Origin of the sequence: Acinetobacter sp. IK40 (genome assembly GCF_035615075.1) — a bacterium.
Lineage (GTDB): Bacteria > Pseudomonadota > Gammaproteobacteria > Pseudomonadales > Moraxellaceae > Acinetobacter > Acinetobacter courvalinii.
In genome coordinates, this window is record NZ_JANBOE010000003.1 from 16,608 (window position 1) to 33,666 (window position 17,059).

The 17,059-nt window shown below is 42.8% G+C and carries 14 protein-coding genes; 6 read left to right on the top strand and 8 right to left on the bottom strand.

The features are described from left to right. The first annotated feature begins 58 nt into the window (after positions 1–58). Positions 59–1,000, top strand: a complete 942-nt coding sequence (gene hemF, locus MSG93_RS06425; RefSeq protein WP_324621041.1) for an oxygen-dependent coproporphyrinogen oxidase — start codon at positions 59–61, stop codon at positions 998–1,000. Between the two features lie 54 nt (positions 1,001–1,054). Here hemF and MSG93_RS06430 read toward each other — a convergent pair whose 3' ends face one another. Beyond that, on the bottom strand, positions 1,055–1,636 hold the full coding sequence (locus MSG93_RS06430) for a histidine phosphatase family protein (protein WP_005227474.1): 582 nt from the start codon (positions 1,634–1,636) through the stop codon (positions 1,055–1,057). A 157-nt stretch (positions 1,637–1,793) separates the two neighbouring features. Here MSG93_RS06430 and aroE point away from each other — a divergent pair, with 157 nt between their 5' ends. Next, complete coding sequence (gene aroE / locus MSG93_RS06435) at positions 1,794–2,582, top strand: shikimate dehydrogenase (protein WP_324621043.1); 789 nt, start codon at positions 1,794–1,796, stop codon at positions 2,580–2,582. A gap of 59 nt (positions 2,583–2,641) precedes the next feature. Here aroE and MSG93_RS06440 read toward each other — a convergent pair whose 3' ends face one another. Next, a complete protein-coding gene (locus MSG93_RS06440; RefSeq protein ID WP_324621044.1) occupies positions 2,642–4,954 on the bottom strand; it encodes a hypothetical protein in 2,313 nt (770 codons plus the stop codon). Positions 4,955–5,193: 239 nt separating this feature from the next. Between MSG93_RS06440 and MSG93_RS06445 the strand changes: the two genes are divergently transcribed. Beyond that, positions 5,194–7,017: an acyl-CoA dehydrogenase C-terminal domain-containing protein gene (locus MSG93_RS06445; RefSeq protein ID WP_005227481.1), complete on the top strand. Its 1,824-nt coding sequence runs from the start codon at positions 5,194–5,196 to the stop codon at positions 7,015–7,017. A 57-nt stretch (positions 7,018–7,074) separates the two neighbouring features. Here the strand turns inward: MSG93_RS06445 and MSG93_RS06450 are convergent, their stop codons facing one another. After that, positions 7,075–7,746, bottom strand: coding sequence for a hypothetical protein (locus tag MSG93_RS06450; RefSeq protein WP_324621045.1), 672 nt, complete (start codon positions 7,744–7,746; stop codon positions 7,075–7,077). A gap of 341 nt (positions 7,747–8,087) precedes the next feature. On the opposite strand from MSG93_RS06450, the gene MSG93_RS06455 reads away from it, so the two are divergent. Beyond that, a complete protein-coding gene (locus MSG93_RS06455) occupies positions 8,088–8,357 on the top strand; it encodes a PspC domain-containing protein (RefSeq protein ID WP_005227485.1) in 270 nt (89 codons plus the stop codon). Between the two features lie 63 nt (positions 8,358–8,420). Here the strand turns inward: MSG93_RS06455 and MSG93_RS06460 are convergent, their stop codons facing one another. From MSG93_RS06460 to MSG93_RS06480, 5 genes are all read right to left on the bottom strand, one after another. Beyond that, positions 8,421–9,524, bottom strand: a complete 1,104-nt coding sequence (locus tag MSG93_RS06460) for an HPP family protein (RefSeq protein ID WP_324621046.1) — start codon at positions 9,522–9,524, stop codon at positions 8,421–8,423. A 120-nt stretch (positions 9,525–9,644) separates the two neighbouring features. Then, positions 9,645–10,061 (bottom strand): lysozyme inhibitor LprI family protein, encoded by a 417-nt coding sequence (locus tag MSG93_RS06465; protein WP_202740480.1) that lies wholly within the window; start codon positions 10,059–10,061, stop codon positions 9,645–9,647. 132 nt (positions 10,062–10,193) lie between these two features. Next, positions 10,194–10,985, bottom strand: coding sequence for a TIGR03915 family putative DNA repair protein (locus MSG93_RS06470; protein ID WP_202740479.1), 792 nt, complete (start codon positions 10,983–10,985; stop codon positions 10,194–10,196). Between the two features lie 2 nt (positions 10,986–10,987). Continuing rightward, entirely contained in the window at positions 10,988–12,250 is a 1,263-nt protein-coding gene (locus MSG93_RS06475; protein ID WP_005227493.1) for a putative DNA modification/repair radical SAM protein, read from the bottom strand. A 211-nt stretch (positions 12,251–12,461) separates the two neighbouring features. After that, on the bottom strand, positions 12,462–13,256 hold the full coding sequence (locus MSG93_RS06480) for a tetratricopeptide repeat protein (RefSeq protein ID WP_324621048.1): 795 nt from the start codon (positions 13,254–13,256) through the stop codon (positions 12,462–12,464). Positions 13,257–13,972: 716 nt separating this feature from the next. On the opposite strand from MSG93_RS06480, the gene glyQ reads away from it, so the two are divergent. Further along, the gene (gene glyQ, locus MSG93_RS06485) at positions 13,973–14,962 is read left to right on the top strand and encodes a glycine--tRNA ligase subunit alpha (protein ID WP_004775941.1); all 990 of its coding nucleotides are present in this window, start codon (positions 13,973–13,975) and stop codon (positions 14,960–14,962) included. Beyond that, entirely contained in the window at positions 14,962–17,031 is a 2,070-nt protein-coding gene (glyS, locus tag MSG93_RS06490; protein WP_324621051.1) for a glycine--tRNA ligase subunit beta, read from the top strand. The genes glyQ and glyS overlap by 1 nt, the downstream gene beginning before the upstream one ends. The last annotated feature ends 28 nt before the right edge of the window (positions 17,032–17,059 follow it).

Consider the following 17,059-nt stretch of genomic DNA (forward strand, 5'->3'; position numbering starts at 1 on the left):
TTTTTATGGATTTATGTTTTGATATCAGTAATTCCTAGATCTTATCAAGAGGATCATCATGCAGCATCCAACTTCAGCTGATATTCAACGTGTTCGCGAGTTTTTACTCGATCTACAGGCACGCATTTGTGCAGGACTAGAGCAACAGGAACGTGCAGGCGGTGGAACCGCTGAGTTTATCATTGATGATTGGCAACGAACCGAAGGCGGTGGCGGACGCTCTCGTGTTTTGCAAAATGGTGAAGTCATTGAAAAAGGTGGGGTCATGTTCTCCCACATCAATATCAGTAAACTCCCCGCTTCAGCGACTGAACGTCATCCACAAATTGCAGGTGCGAAGGCACAGGCATTGGGTGTCTCGTTGGTGATTCACCCGAAAAATCCGAATATCCCAACTTCTCATGCCAATGTTCGCCTATTTGTCGCTGAGCCTGAAGGTCAGGATCCAGTGTGGTGGTTTGGTGGCGGTTTTGACTTAACCCCATTCTATCCAGATGATGAGGATGTGCTGAATTGGCATCAACAAGCTTATGACCTGTGCCAGCCTTTTGGTGAACATGTTTATGCAGAACATAAACAATGGTGTGATGATTATTTCTATTTAAAACATCGTGATGAACAGCGTGGTGTCGGTGGTTTATTCTTTGATGATTTGAACCAGTGGGATTTTGAAACCTGTTTTAGATATATGCAGGCCGTTGGTAATGGTTACTTAGACGCGATCTTGCCGATTTTTGAAAAGCATCGTGAACAGCCTTATACCGAAGCGCAACGTGAGTTCCAGTTATACCGTCGTGGCCGTTACGTCGAATATAATCTGGTCTATGACCGTGGTACCTTGTTTGGTCTACAGACTGGCGGGCGTATCGAATCAATCCTGGTGAGCTTGCCTAATCTGGCCGGTTGGTCATATCGTCCTGAATGGGATGCAGATTCGGCAGAGAAGCGTCTCACCGATTATTATCTAAAACCAAGAGACTGGTTGGGTCTAAATCAATAAATGAAAAAACTCATCCCAGACATATAGTTCAGGGATGAGTTTTTTTACGGATTCCTAAAATAAAAAGATTGCGGTATTTGGGATGGGTTGCTGAATTAAATTCTTTCTAAAATCTTGCATCAGTTCTCGACTCAAAGGCTGTGGTGCATGTTTTAGGGTGAGCAATAATTGTAAAAACTGACCATGCGTAAATACGGCCAAATTCTTATGCACATATTGCTGCGCTAATTGACTTAATTTTTCATGAACACATTGCACTCGCCCATATAAGTCAGCAAAAGATTCAGCGTCATCGGCATCACGATATTTATCATCCATTCTTTCCCAATACGCATTGACCCATTGCTTACGATCATCCAGATTGGTATTGGCACACCTCCTTTCCGAAAGATAACTAAACTCATGCAAATTGTCGTCGATTTCTGCTGTAATCTGATACTTGAGTAAAATTGGTTGTGCGGTCTGATAGGTCCTGTGGTATTTAGAAATCAGGACATGGTCAATAGGTGGTAAGGTTTCGCAAAGTTGTTTTGCCTGCTGCCACCCCTGCTCACTTAGTTCAATGGCAGCATGTGATCGTGTACGGCCATTCATATTCGCTTCACTTTGTGCATGCCGAATTAAATAAATACTCATCCTTAAAACCAGTCTCAACGTTTACAACAATCTAAAATTATCAAATCATGTTCTGGTGCTGAAATCATGCCTTCCTGACATATTCAGATGTAAATCAATATTGCAGCACTTGCCCCAAATTTATACACTTCAACTAACGCACAAGAATGATTCGCCCATGACCAAACAATTTGCTGTAATTGGAAACCCGATTGAACAATCACGCTCACCAGAGTTACATCATGCATTCGCAGCAAAAACCGGGGTCGATTTAAACTATAGAAAAATTCTTGCGCCACTGGATGGTTTTGAAAGTACCGCCAAAGACTTCTTTGCCAAGAATGGTGCGGGAATGAATGTCACCGTACCGTTTAAAGAACAGGCCTTTGCGCTGTGTGATCAATTGACTGAACGTGCCAAGATTGCCAAAGCCGTAAATACGCTTTGGATGCAGGATGGCAAACTGTATGGCGATAATACCGATGGTCAGGGTCTGGTTGCTGCGATTCAAGCACTAGGCTGGGAACTTAAAGATAGCCGTATTTTGATTTTAGGGGCTGGTGGTGCAACCCGTGGTGTGATTTATCCTCTAGGACAGGCAGGTGCAAAACAGATTGTGATTGCGAATCGTACCCTTGCTCGCGCAGAACAACTGGTTGAAGATTTAAAAGATGCTGTCCCGCAAACTGAGCTAAAAGCGATCGGTCTCGATCAACTGTCAGGTGAATTTGATTTGGTGATTAATGCAACTTCAGCAAGTTTAACGGGAGATACCTTGCAGTTGCCTGAAAGCTTGATTTTCCATCATGCTTATGAAATGGCTTATGGCAAACTTTCCAGTTTTCTCGATCAGGCCCGACAACGCCAAGTGCCTGCGACGGATGGTTTCGGCATGCTGGTGGGGCAGGCGATTGAAGCCTTCTCCATCTGGAACGGGGTTAAACCTGAGCTGAAAGATTTTTTATAATCATTTGAAAATTAGATAAAAAAAACAGCCTGTATGTTACAGGCTGTTTTTGTGCTGGCTTACTTCAAATTTAACATCTTCTGATAGACCTGTTTAAAGATTTCATAATCAATAAATTCATTATGTTCAATCTTTAAAGCTTTAATCGATTGTTCAGACAGTCTGTTTTTACGTGCATCGACATATACTTGTCCCAGAATATTTGCCGTTTGCGCAAGTAAGACTTTTTCCTCACTTGAAGCGCCATTTTCTTGTTCGAACTGGATTTGGTATTGCTTGGCAAATAACTGTTGCGGCTGCTTATATTGAGCCTGTAGCTTTTTCCATGCCTGACGATCTTGTTCACCCTGCATCGCCTCACTGACAATATGGTAAACCGAACGCCCTAAACCATCATCAAACTGGTCTTCACCTTGCAGATGATGTTTGTTTTGCAAAGTTTCAATCTTTTGTAGCGCTTTGCCTTCCGGATTATAAACATCTTCATCGGCGTACCAATACGCATATACAGCAGCTATTTCCTGCAACTCTTGGCTTGAGTAACGCTGTACAATGTGTGGCGCATTTTCTGTCAATTTGGCAATGAACACCGCCTTATAGGTTGGCTCATAAGCACGTGTTGCGTCGTAACGCTGCTCAGCAATAAGGTTGAGCTGATCATCTAAAGATAAGTGATACGGCTCGGCTGAACGCTCCTGAATACCTGCCTGCCCTAACTTTTCCGAGAAGCTGTTCACTGCCTGCTCAAGCATTGAACCTTTGCTGGCTTCAGCCCATGTTTTCGCCTGCTTCAACTGCGTTTGGTCAATCGGTGTGCCTTGACCATAATTGGAAATCAGCATATCGGCCTTGATATTAAATCGAGATTTCAACTCAGGCAGACCATAATTCAAATCATAGTCAATCTTTACAGCACGTCCTTTAGCATCCAGTCCAACATCCATCACAAATGGATTGCGTTTATCGGCAGGCGGTAAAGCTTTCTCAATATCCGCCTGATGTTTCAGCCAAAGTGCTTTAAATGCCTGATCATCAATAAACTGGTTTTGATCATAAACAGCGAATTCTTTTTCAATCACTGATAATTTCTGGATATAAGTCAAGAAACCAGGCTCTACTGGCTGATCCGAGAACACATCAATGCCATATATACTTTGACAATATTGCACATCGCCATAGGTGGTTTTAGGCGCTGTTTGCAGGACTGTACATTGTTGCTCAGATAAACCCGCCTGCTCATCTTCAGCTGCTTCCAGATCATCAGATTCCTCCGGATATTCAGATGCTTTGGGATCGTCAGCCGCTGCTGCTTCTGCCGTATCTGCACTTTCATCAGCATCGGCTTCCTCGATATCCTCAACACCAAAATGCTGATTCACAAGACGGTATAGCTGTTGGCTTACCAAGCTGGCATCATCTGCCGAATCTTTTGCATCAAGTAACGATGCTTTAGATTTTGCCTGCTCGGCATTCGCCACTTCATCTGCAACCAGTTTTTCTAAATTCTGCGCGTTCAGATTTAAAACGCTTTGCATCAAATATTTTTCATTAACCTTGCTATATAAATTCGCTTGCAGGATCAGTTCTTCAACCGAGGTTTTTAAACGGATTTTTTCCACCACGCCTGCAGCCTGATCAGCAGAGGAAACGGATAAGGCCTGAATATTCTTTTGATCGGCAAGACGATAATAAACCGCACTGGATGCTTTCACATATTCAGCAAATTTCTTGTAATCCACTTGCTTGAAAGCATCCTGATATTTTGAAAAATCCAGATAGGCCAGCTTGTTCTGGTTGTCTTTATTGACCAGATAAGGCATCAAGGCAAAGTAGTTGATATAGAATTTATAATGGTTCAGATCAAGCACCATCGGTACTTTGGCCTGTACCAGCAAGGTTGGCTTTTCATAACGCGCAGTCAGGTTCAAGGAACCCATTTTCTGACGATAATGCACCGAACCCTCGTACTCAAACTGCATCTCGTTCAGAATATTGGTCATGACCTGGGTAAACTTGTCAGCCTTGGAACGACCAGCGCTTTTTTGTTCCTGCGCCAGTGCGGTATACAAAGCCTGCTTCTGTTTATTGTTTAAGTTGACCTTTTGCTCTCTTAAGTATTGTTCCACTTTTTGCTTGAGTGCCGGTTCTAAAGATGCAGGTTCAGCTTTTGCAGTATTTTTACTTGGCTCCTGATCAACATGAATATTGAATTTGCCACGGTAGTCATAGCTTGGATATTCGTAGATGGCATTCAGGCTATTCACTGCCTTCTGCTCGAGGTTGACCGTCGCTGGATTGGTTTTAATGACATGTTGAGAACAGGCCGAAAGACTGAGACCCATTAAACATAAAGTTAAATATTTTAGACGCATAGCTTTACCAAACACCTTTATATCATTATATTCTCAAGTATAGAATTAAGTATTTTTCACGTTTAATATAAGTTTAAACACCCACAGAAAAGTGATTTTTCCATCTCCCTCAAATCCAGGAGATTCGCTTTTCTGACATTCTTTTCCCCAGTGATTATCAATGTATTTTTATCACCATTGTGAATAATCAAAGTATCGAAACAGATAATCCAAAATGATTCAAATACAGGATTAAGATTATGCCAGCTTATAAAGCCCCGCTCCGTGATATTCGTTTCTTAATGAACGAAATGTTAGATTATCCAGCACATTACCAAACTTTGACAAGTGGTCAAAATGCGGATGCTGATACAGTTGATATGATTCTTGAAGGTGCGGCAGATTATTGCGAAAACGTACTTTCTCCGCTTAACCAGTCAGGTGATGAAGAAGGCTGTACTTTTAATAACGGTGAGGTAACCACACCGAAAGGCTTTAAAGAAGCGTATGACCAGTTTGTGATGGGTGGCTGGCAAGGTCTTTCTTATCCAGAAGAATTTGGCGGTCAAGGCTTGCCAATGTCTTTAAACCTGATCAAATCAGAAATGATGGGAACCGCGAACTGGTCCTTCACCATGTACCCAGGTTTAAGTACAGGTTGTATGAACACCATCATGCAGTTCGGTACAGACGAGCAAAAAAATACTTATATGCCTAAACTGGTTGAAGGTACCTGGTCAGGCACCATGTGCTTAACCGAGCCTCAATGTGGTACAGACTTAGGTCAAGTCAAAACCAAAGCAGAGCCAAATGCAGACGGTACCTATAAAATTTCTGGCACCAAAATCTTCATCTCTGCGGGTGAACACGATTTAACTGAAAACATCATCCATATCGTATTGGCTCGCCTTCCAGATGCGCCTGCGGGTACACGTGGTATTTCTCTATTCATCGTGCCTAAATTCATCCCGACTGCGGATGGTGGCGTAGGTGAGCGCAATGCAGTGTCTTGTGGTTCTATCGAGCACAAAATGGGGATCAAGGCCTCTGCAACTGCCGTGTTGAACTTTGACAATGCTACAGGTTACCTGATCGGTGAAATCAACAAAGGTTTACATGCAATGTTTACCTTTATGAATACAGCACGTATCGGTACCGCAGTGCAAGGTATTGCACACGCTGAACTGTCTTTCCAGGGTGCTTTACCGTATGCCAAAGATCGTATGTCAATGCGTGCCCTTTCTGGCAAGAAAGAACCTGAACGTGTAGCTGATGCGATTATTCACCATGCTGATGTTCGTCGTATGTTATTGACGCAAAAAGCAATTGCTGAAGGTGGTCGTTCAATGATCTACCATGCTGCAAAACTTGCGGACAAAATGACAGATGCATTGGTCAGTGGCGATCAGGCAGCTTATGAAGCTTATGATGACAAGCTTGGTTTCTATACGCCGATCTTGAAAGGTTTCTTGACCGAAATGGGTCTAGAAGCAGCTAACCACGGTATGCAGGTTTACGGCGGTCATGGCTATATCCGTGAATGGGGTATGGAACAAATCGCACGTGATGCACGTATCTCAACCTTGTATGAAGGCACAACAGGTATTCAGGCACTCGATCTGATTGGTCGTAAAGTCCTGTTAAGCTCGAAAGGTAAAGTGGTTCGTGATTACACGGCTGAAATCCTGAAATTCTGTGCTGCACATGCACGTAACAAATACCTCCGCCGTTTTGCATGGGACTTAACCAAGCTTTGTGCACAATGGAACACTTTAACTGTTCGTATCATGCTGGCTGCACGTAAAGACCGTGACATCGTGTCTTCAGCTTCAGCTGATTTCTTGATGTTCTCTGGCTACGTCATGATGGCTTATTTCTGGGCGCAACAAGCAGTGATTGCCTCTGAGAAATTGGAAGCAGGTAACGGCATTGAAACTCCTGAATTCTATAAAGCAAAAATCAAGGTTGCTGATTTCTACTTCGACCGTTTATTGCCACGCGCTCAAGGCCATGCCGAGTCAATGGTAACAACATCTCGCACCTTGACTTCACTGGCACCAGAACACTTCAGCTTCGATTACTAATCCAGGCTGTAAAAAAAAGAGCGCTCATTGCGCTCTTTTTTATGATAAAAACAATTTTTATTCTACTCTTTTAAAGACATAGGCTTGCTGCGGAAAAGGATATTCTTTAAAGAACTTGCGGTTATTGCCATTGCCTTCATTCCACATCTTGTCCAGATTTAATACCAGATCCTGATGCTGATTGATCTTATAGTAAAGATTTAGATCTGCCGCATCACAACGCACCATGATCTCATTCAGTTCTTTATGCACATGCCAGTGCACCTGTTTACAGGTTTGTTCGATCTTGGCCACACTACGTGTTGGATCAGAACCGAGACGCCCAAAGCTGGTATTGGTCCAGTACACTGAACCATCACTTAATAAATTCAGGATATATTCAGCTTCTTTTTCATTATTTACACAGCCTGCAAAAGGGTCTGTACATGGAATGCGGGCATGATAGCGACCGACATAGATCAGATCAGCTTCCGAGGGTCGACTATGATTATCTTGACGCACCACAGGATGTGACAAGGTGGCTTGTCCAGCAACCTGATTGAGCGACATCGCTTCTGTATCAGAAGTTGCTTGCTCTTGTTCATCTGCGAGGACATAACTCGCTTCATGATCCGATTGCGTCTGCGGTTGTTGTCTTACAGGTTCCGGATGATGACTATCACACGCCATCAAACTTAGACTCAATAAGACTCCTACACTAAGCTGCTGTAAGGATAACCTGAACTGCATATCTACAAATCTCTAACATCAACATCGCTACCGCGTACTTTTCACGCTGTGCCCTAGGTTTTTAACAGGACTTCATTGAGTGCTGCTACATACCTGTGATAGGTAATGTAGACCGTCGCAATAGGATGGAAATAGCAAATTAACAAAGCAGTGTGCTTTAAGTCGGTGCATTTTAGGCGATGCTGTTGTTTTTTCCAGCAAGAATTTACACAACTTAACTAATCTCTCATCTGTTTAAACTTTAAAAAAAATTCATCGCCCATATCTCTTAAATAACAGCAGCTCTTCAACTCATATTTTACTTTTTGCTGCCATTTCATAAATTTAAGGAGATACACTCGATGACCAACTCTGGTTTATATCGCTCAAACCAACAAAGCATGATCGCTGGTGTGATGGGCGGTATTGCGGAACGATTTGGTTGGAATGCAAATTTATTACGCCTGATCTTTGTTGTGATCTCGATTATGAGCGCCGCTTTCCCGGGTATTTTGGTGTACCTCATTTTATGGCTGGTCATTCCAAAACGTCAGCAAGCGCGTGTTGACCATGTTCAAGGCTATAACCAGCCTGTGAAAACTGTCTATGAAGACCAAGGCATAAAACGTTAATTTCTCACTTTCCTTTTTGGTCGCTACGGTTGAAATTACCCCTAATCCAACCGTAGCTTTTTTTTAACTTAATTTTTTATTCAGCTGCTGCTGTAAGGCCGCAATCATATCGGCACGACTGATAATGCCGACCAGCCGCTGGTTTTCAACCACTGGAATATAGTTAAAAGATTTTTCTACAAAATAAGGCACCAAATCCTGAATCGGCTGTAACGGATCAACCGTCACCACTCTCCGGCTCATAATCTGTCGCACAAAATACTGCCATGAATTACGTGGATCGGTCGCGCCCTTAAACCATTCCACCACTTCGTATAAAGCCAGCGTCCCGACCAGTTTTTCCTCTGCATTGACCACAGGCAAACTCATCAGGTTAACCGCCTTGAATTTATCTACGGCCTGATGGATATCATCATTTTCATGCAGTTTAATCACGTCCCGACTCATAATATCCTGACAGACAAATGAGTTGACCAGTCGCTCATTGGCATGTTCTTGCGCTTCTAAAATGATTTTTTCCAGATCATATTGGCTAATGTCTAACAGCTCGGTGTGATGTTCTAAAGCATATTCAATATCTTTCGGCTGGATCGAGACTTTCTGTGTCGGTGTCGGGTCTTTAGAACGTTCATTGACATGCGCAGTCAAAGGATAATGACGCCCAATCAAACGGTTAAACACTACCGCGAAAACCAGTAATAAAATCGAGTTCAGCAGCACCGGATATAAGATAAAATGGAAACCCAGCCGATGGACCGCCTCCCCGCCCAACACGGCGGTAATCGCCACTGCCCCACTGGGCGGATGTAGCGAATCTGTGGTCATCATCATAAAAATTGCCAGACCAACGGCCACACTAAAAGCAGTGGTCAGATCAGGCAATAATTGAGTACAGGCAACCCCAATCAAACCCGCCAAGGTATTACCGACCACCACATTCCACGGTTGCGCCAAGGGACTATTGGGTACCGCAAAGAGGAGCACTGAAGAAGCGCCCATCGGTGCAATATACCAGGCATTCATGCCCCCCAGCACATACCAGCTGATGAGTGAGGAAATCGCCAGACCACATAAAGCGCCAACGCCTGACAGCATCCTCTCCCTCAAAGGCAGGACTTTATAATTAGGTTTAAGCAGATTTAGCCAGTCTGATTGGGTAGAGCTCACAATGCACCTTGCTGGAATAGTGTTGTTTTATTCGAGGCAGAAGTATACGCCGACTCAAGCTGAAGGTGTATTTAAATTATAGTTTTAGATTATGAGTAAAGCTGTTGAAAATAAATTTTCTCAGTTCAGATATTCTTTTAACTGCTCAATTCGCTCGCCATATTTTTGCATCGGGCAAAACTCATACATCGGCGAGCCAATATAGGCACCCGCATTACGGCATTCCTGATCCACAAAACTTTTCCACAATTGTTGTGATTTCATAATGTCGTTGTAGCGTTCAGGCTGCTGATATTCTTGACTCTGCTTCTTGATTTGGTCGAGTAATTGTACGATCTGCTTGCTATATAATGTTTTGGTTCTGCTACTACAGATTTCCACCACGGCATTATTGATATTGCCCAGTCCCAATTCCTGAATGGTTTCATCCACACAAAGGCTATAAGCATCGGTAGATTTATCCGGTGTTTCCGCCATGACCTCCACACTTAAACAGGTCATTGCCAGTAATAGGCATTTAAAACTTAATTTGTTCATTTTCTAGCTCTTGGTTTTGTCATTTTTAAAATCGTGTTCAAGCCGTAAGGACAAGTTTATTTTTTACTCAGATTCAATTAAAACTGCAAGTGGCTCTCAAGCACACTTCTTTTCAGGCCCCTCACCCAAGCACTAAAGATATTTTTCATTTAGATAACGCCAGTATCGTTTTGGCAAATATTGCACATGGAGTTTGATATTCTGCCGTTCTTTAATATTGACGCTATTGAAGTAATCTTTCCATAACTGATCATATAACGCTTCCTGCTCATCCAGTTCTAACTGGAAGCTTTGACTAAAGCCCGTTTCAATATTACGGTCGATCTCATTCACCTCCATCGAGACTTCATGAATCTCATGCAAGTCATAATACAGCCCATATTGGCGCTGCTCATCATAAATCAGCCAGCGTTGATCCTGATAACGACGTTTAAAATGCGGCTGAATCAGAGGCAATACATTAAAATCCGGTCGTACCAAACTCAGAAATAGCCCATCCGAGGTTTTCTTAAAACGTATAAATGCCTCCATCCGGTGTTTTTCACGCCCGACCTTTTTGGTCCATTGCGCAATAGCCAGCACACTCGGATGTGAATAGTCTTTTTCAACAGAAACTTGCTGCTGGAACACATAAATACAGTAATTAAATAAATGCTGATAAGCCTCCAGCGATTCTGATAAAGACGTAAAATAGAATTGTCTCAAGGCCGATTGCGATAGTTTCTGCTGCAGGCCTGCCCAGACCCGTTGTGCCTGCTGTTCATGCGTTGGCACCTCAATCAGACTGGCAAACAGGCCATGTTGGACCTGATTGTGCAGACACAGCTGCACCTCAAATTCTTTGAACTGAAAGGCTCGAAAAACACAACTCAGCAGTCCCGCCATGGAACCATCAAAGCAATACGCCACTGGATCAGTGAACACGCTTAAAAGCCTAAACTCAGCTGCGGTGAAAGTTGTTGCACGTATTTTGAAGAACCCTGCGTCAGGATTTGCTGACGGATATAATGAGGAGAAAGTTCCTTCTGAAAACGTGGGCTGTCTTCACAGCGAATAAAAAACTTTGCCCGCGAATAGGCCACACCGAGCTGTTTCAATAAATCGATATGGATTTTGCCAAAACGTCTTGCCTGCACAATTTTCTTGGCTGATTTCACCCCGATGCCGGGCACACGCAATACCATCTGATAATCGGCACGGTTTAAATCCACCGGGAATTGTTCAGGATGGCGTAAGGCCCAGCTCAGTTTCGGGTCAATATCCAGATCCAGATGCGGAAAACGCTCATCTACAATTTCATTGACCTGAAAGCCATAAAAACGCATCAACCAGTCACTCTGGTATAGTCGGTTTTCACGTAATAGTGGTGGCGCTGAACCCACAGCAGGTAAATAATGATTCTCGGTATTGATCGGAATATAACCCGAGAAATAAACCCGTTTAAGTTTAAATTCCTTGTAATGCCGATCCGCCATTAACAGCACATCCTGATCGGTTTCCTGATGGGCCCCCACGACCATTTGTGTGGTCTGTCCCGCAGGTACGTATTTTGGCACATGCTTGATCACCTGCCGCTCATCTTTCAACTGAATCAGGCGATCGCGAACCAGACCCAAATCCTTTTGTACTTCCTGATGCGATTTTTCAGGCGCAAAGGTTTTCAGTCCGGCTTCTGTCGGCATTTCCAGATTGATACTCATCCGGTCGGCATATAGCCCTGCTTCATGGATCAGTTCTGGGGAAGCACCTGGAATGGTCTTGAGATGAATATAACCATTGAAGTTTTCTTCAAGACGCAGCTTCTTCACCACTTGCAGCATGCGCTCCATGGTGTAATCTGCGGACTTGAAAATACCTGAACTGAGAAATAGCCCCTCAATATAATTACGTCGATAGAAATTGATGGTCAGGTCAACCACTTCCTGCACGGTAAATGCCGCACGTTTTACGTCATTAGAACGGCGTGATACGCAATAAGCGCAATCAAAAATACAGACATTACTGAACAAGATTTTCAGCAAGGAAACGCAGCGTCCATCTTCGGTATAGCTATGGCAAATCCCTGAATGGCTGGCATCTCCAAGTCCCTTGCCTTTGTTTTTACGGTCACTGCCACTGGAAGAACAGGACACGTCATATTTGGCAGCGTCCGCTAAAATTTGCAGCTTTTCACGAATGCGATCAGACATTTCAAACGACCTGAAAAAAACAGAGAAGATCGTTTAAAAATTAACATGTCTACATTGTGAAATTAAGAGCATGAGAGATGCTACACGTCATGGGGTGACGCTTAAATAAAAGAGATATAAAAAGATATTTATTATCAAATAATTAAAAACCTAAAAAATAGGTATAAATAGATAGGGATTAAAATCATATTTATACCTTATTGCACACCCACTAAAACCTATTTTTATCCTTACAGGTATTTGGATAAGTTTCTTTTCTTTTCAGATCAAAATCAAAAACAGGCTGAATCGGTATTTCCTCAGTACGGTAATAACACATTTCTCGCCATTTCATTGCTTCTTGTTTATTTTCTGGCAAACCATTTAACCCAGAATAATAATTTTGAAACATATTCTCCTGACCATTTGCATACCCCAAATTGGCAGCTTTGATGTACCATTCTGTTGAAACCTTACCATTTTGCTCTACCCCTAACCCTTGCTGATAAAGTACTCCAATATTATTCATTCCAGCAGGATTACCCTGCTCGGCAGCTTTGCGATACCAATACATGGCTTTTTTATAGTCTGTATCTACACCATAACCTGTATGAAAAAATGTACCTACCCTGAACTGAGCATCCGCATTACCTGCTTGCGCAGCCTCTTCAGATAGTTTGAACATCTTAGGTACAAAACGACTTAAGTCTTCTTTCCGATAATAAAGTGTAGTCAAATTCAATTTAGCTAAAGCACTTCCTTGTTCAGCCGCTTGTTGAAAGAGCTGCTCGACCTTTAAGGCTTTTTTTGCTTTGGTCGCTTCATCATAATTTCGATCCCTGATACGATCATTCATATTCTTATAATAGATCAAGGCTGCATAATCATTTAATTCATCTGCACTTAAATCTTTAAAGTGATAATCATAAGAAGCAGAAAAATAAGTCCAGTTATGCTTTAAATAGTAAAATCCCAAAACTCCTAAAAACAATATAAAAACACCAAGATAATACTTTTTTAAATTCATTTTCAGAACAATCTAATTCAAATTATGACAGGTTATCCTAACAAAGTTTTATAGTTCCCTGTATACAAAAGATAATCGTCATATTCTAAATACAGATAGACATGCTCGGCAGATCATCTTAGAATTTTTAAAACCCTGAAAATACGCTATTTATGATGAACACAACAAAAAATATCGATTATCAACCGAAAATCGGCCTTATTATTACGCCTCTTATTCCAATAAGCCTCTTGTTCTTATTCTGTTTGTTTACCGGAAAATTTAGTCTTGACCTTGTTTATATTACAAGTCTGTTTTCGGGTATTTACTATATTCTGTTATTCCCCGTTTTACTCCGGATCTGCCACATTCTCATTGCTAAAAATCGCTTTATCTTTCCGATCATGTGGTTCGGTGCACACCTATCATTTAGCCTGTTATATTTCTTTCTGGCCATCTATGAAAACATTTCTCATAACCAACCCCTATTCGAATACGTTTTCCCAACGGTTTGGCATACATTCGCCTCAACCTCTACGCTGACAATCAGTTTTATTCTGAGTCTGATTTTTTGGTCTTTTGCCTCGTTTCGACCTAAATTAAAAGCCAAAGAGATGAAAGAATCTGCAATAGATCATGCTGAATAATTTTTACGGGTGAAGAAACAAGCCTTTGCCACTCCTCCCCAAAATCCTTATACTTAACCACAATTTTTGTTTGATTCCAGTGGATGCACCATGAGTCGTGCTATATCGCATATTGACACATTTCAGGGCTTGATTCTTGCCCTTCAAAACTATTGGGCGGAGCAAGGCTGCGTCGTATTACAACCATATGATATGGAAATGGGTGCAGGGACATTCCACACTGCAACCTTCTTACGTGCGTTGGGGCCAGAAACCTGGAACGCGGCTTATGTTCAACCGTCACGTCGTCCGAAAGACGGTCGTTATGGCGAAAACCCAAACCGTTTACAACACTACTATCAGTTCCAGGTGGTGCTTAAACCAAACCCGGACAATATCCAGCAGCTTTACCTGGATTCATTAAAAGCAATCGGGATTGATACGCTGACACATGACATCCGTTTCGTGGAAGATAACTGGGAATCTCCAACACTTGGCGCTTGGGGCTTGGGTTGGGAAGTCTGGTTAAATGGTATGGAAGTGACCCAGTTCACTTACTTCCAGCAAGTCGGTGGTATCGAATGTTACCCAGTCACAGGTGAGATCACTTACGGCTTAGAACGTCTGGCAATGTACCTGCAAGGCGTAGACTCAGTTTACGATCTGGTCTGGACTAAAGGTCAATTCGGTACAGTGACCTATGGTGACGTATTCCATCAAAACGAAGTTGAGCAATCAACCTATAACTTCGAATACGCACCTGTCGATAAAATGTTTGAATTATTCGACTTCTATGAAGCTGAAGCCTCTCGTTTAATCGAAGCTGAATTGCCACTTCCTGCTTACGAACAGGTGATCAAAGCATCACATTGCTTTAACTTGCTCGATGCACGTGGTGCGATTTCCGTGACTGAACGTCAACGTTATATTTTACGTGTTCGTACTTTGGCGCGTTCAATTGCACAAAGTTATGTGGCTGCCCGTGCCAAACTTGGTTTCCCGATGGCAGAACCGCATTTACGTGACGAAGTATTGGCTCAGCTCAAAGCACAAGTTGAGGCAGAAGCCGCCCAAGCTGAAAAAGCGAAGGAGAATAAATAATGACCAAGCATACAGTTTTATTCGAACTTGGCTGTGAAGAACTTCCACCCAAAAGCTTAAAAACCTTACGTGATGCATTAAAGGCAGAAACTGAAAAAGGCTTAAAAGATGCAGGCTTAAATTTTGCCTCAATCGAAGCGTATGCTGCGCCACGTCGTTTAGCATTGAAAATTGTTGATATCGATGCGGCTCAGGCAGATACACAAAAACGTTTTGATGGCCCTGCAGTACAAGCTGCCTATGATGCTGAAGGCAAACCGACCAAAGCGCTTGAAGGCTTTATGCGTGGTCAAGGCATTACCGTTGACCAGCTTTCGACTTTCCAAGCCGGTAAAGTTGAAAAAGTATGCTTCTTGAAAGATGTCAAAGGTCAAAGCCTAGACGTTTTACTGCCGCAAATTTTACAGACTGCACTGGATAACTTGCCAATCGCAAAACGTATGCGTTCAGCAGCAAGCCGTACTGAATTCGTTCGTCCAGTCAAATGGGTGGTATTGCTGAAAGATGCTCAAGTGATTGATGCAAGCATTCAAGATCATAAAACAGGTAACGTGACCTATGGTCATCGTTTCCATGCACCTGAAGCCGTGACTTTGGCGCATGCAAATGACTACTTGGCAACGTTAGAACAAGCCTATGTAGTTGCTGATTTTGCAAAGCGTCAAACCACGATTCAAGCCCAAGTGAAGACCTTGGCAGATGAAGTCAATGCCACTGCAATTGTGCCAGCAGACTTACTTGATGAAGTGACCAGTCTGGTTGAATGGCCTGTGGCTTTACGTGCGACTTTTGAAGAACGCTATTTGGCGGTCCCGCAAGAAGCCTTGATCACGACCATGCAGGATAACCAGAAATATTTCTGTTTAATCAATGCTGAAGGTAAATTACAGCCTTACTTCATTACCATTTCAAATATTGAGTCTAAAGATCCGGCTCAAATTATTGAAGGGAATGAGAAAGTGGTTCGCCCGCGTTTGTCCGATGCGGAGTTCTTCTTCTTACAAGACCAGAAGCAACCGCTTGCGTCTCGTAAAGAAAAATTAGCCAACATGGTGTTCCAGGCACAATTGGGTACCCTTTGGAATAAATCACAACGTATTGCCAAACTGGCGGTGGCATTGTCGCCAATTACCGGTGCGAATGCAGTCGATGCAGAAAAAGCAGCGTTATTGGCTAAATGCGACTTAACCTCTGAGCTTGTGGGTGAATTCCCAGAACTTCAAGGGATTGCAGGCACGTACTATGCGCGTCTTGAAGGTGAAAATAACGAAGTTGCTGAAGCTTTGGGTGAACAGTATTTACCTAAGTTTGCAGGCGATGTATTACCGCAAACCAAGACGGGTACAACCATTGCCCTTGCGGACCGTTTAGATACATTGGTCGGTATTTTCGGTATTGGTCAAGCACCAACAGGTTCGAAAGACCCATTTGCATTACGTCGTTCTGCAATCGGTATCTTGCGTTTAATCATTGAAAATGAATTAGACATTACGATTGAAGAATTGGTGAACTTTGCTTTGCAAGGTTATGGCGACATCATCAAAGATCATGACAAGACACGTACCGATGCAGTTGCTTTCCTTGAAGGTCGTTACCGTGCCAAGTATGAAGACCAAGGTGTTGCGGTTGATGTGATTCAAGCGGTACAAGCACTTGCACCAAAATCTCCACTTGATTTTGATAAACGTGTGACTGCAGTCAATCATTTCCGCACCTTGCCAGAAGCGGCGGCATTGGCTGCGGCAAATAAACGTGTTGCCAATATTCTGGCTAAAGAAGCAACGCCTGACGGTGCTGTGGTTGAAGCGAATCTGGTAGAAGCGGCTGAAAAAGCACTTTATGCAGAACTTCAAGCATTAACACCTGTAGTTCAGCCATTGCTTGCTGCACGTAACTACACAGAAGCCTTGTCTAAGCTTGCTGCGCTTCGTGCACCAATCGATGCCTTCTTTGAAGGTGTAATGGTGATGGCAGATGATGCAGAATTAAAAGCCAACCGTTTACGTTTACTGGCTCAGTTGCGTGATTTATTCACGGCAATTGCAGATGTAAGTGTATTGCAGGGTTAATTTACTTTTTATAAAAAACTCGCTTTTA

Coding starts and splice junctions, on each gene's coding strand:
- MSG93_RS06430 (WP_005227474.1), bottom strand. CDS start 1,636: ATGAGTATTTATTTAATTCGGCATGCACAAAGTGAAGCGAATATGAAT.
- MSG93_RS06450 (WP_324621045.1), bottom strand. CDS start 7,746: ATGCAGTTCAGGTTATCCTTACAGCAGCTTAGTGTAGGAGTCTTATTG.
- MSG93_RS06440 (WP_324621044.1), bottom strand. CDS start 4,954: ATGCGTCTAAAATATTTAACTTTATGTTTAATGGGTCTCAGTCTTTCG.
- MSG93_RS06475 (WP_005227493.1), bottom strand. CDS start 12,250: ATGTCTGATCGCATTCGTGAAAAGCTGCAAATTTTAGCGGACGCTGCC.
- MSG93_RS06445 (WP_005227481.1), top strand. CDS start 5,194: ATGCCAGCTTATAAAGCCCCGCTCCGTGATATTCGTTTCTTAATGAAC.
- glyQ (WP_004775941.1), top strand. CDS start 13,973: ATGAGTCGTGCTATATCGCATATTGACACATTTCAGGGCTTGATTCTT.
- MSG93_RS06465 (WP_202740480.1), bottom strand. CDS start 10,061: ATGAACAAATTAAGTTTTAAATGCCTATTACTGGCAATGACCTGTTTA.
- MSG93_RS06480 (WP_324621048.1), bottom strand. CDS start 13,256: ATGAATTTAAAAAAGTATTATCTTGGTGTTTTTATATTGTTTTTAGGA.
- aroE (WP_324621043.1), top strand. CDS start 1,794: ATGACCAAACAATTTGCTGTAATTGGAAACCCGATTGAACAATCACGC.
- hemF (WP_324621041.1), top strand. CDS start 59: ATGCAGCATCCAACTTCAGCTGATATTCAACGTGTTCGCGAGTTTTTA.
- MSG93_RS06455 (WP_005227485.1), top strand. CDS start 8,088: ATGACCAACTCTGGTTTATATCGCTCAAACCAACAAAGCATGATCGCT.
- glyS (WP_324621051.1), top strand. CDS start 14,962: ATGACCAAGCATACAGTTTTATTCGAACTTGGCTGTGAAGAACTTCCA.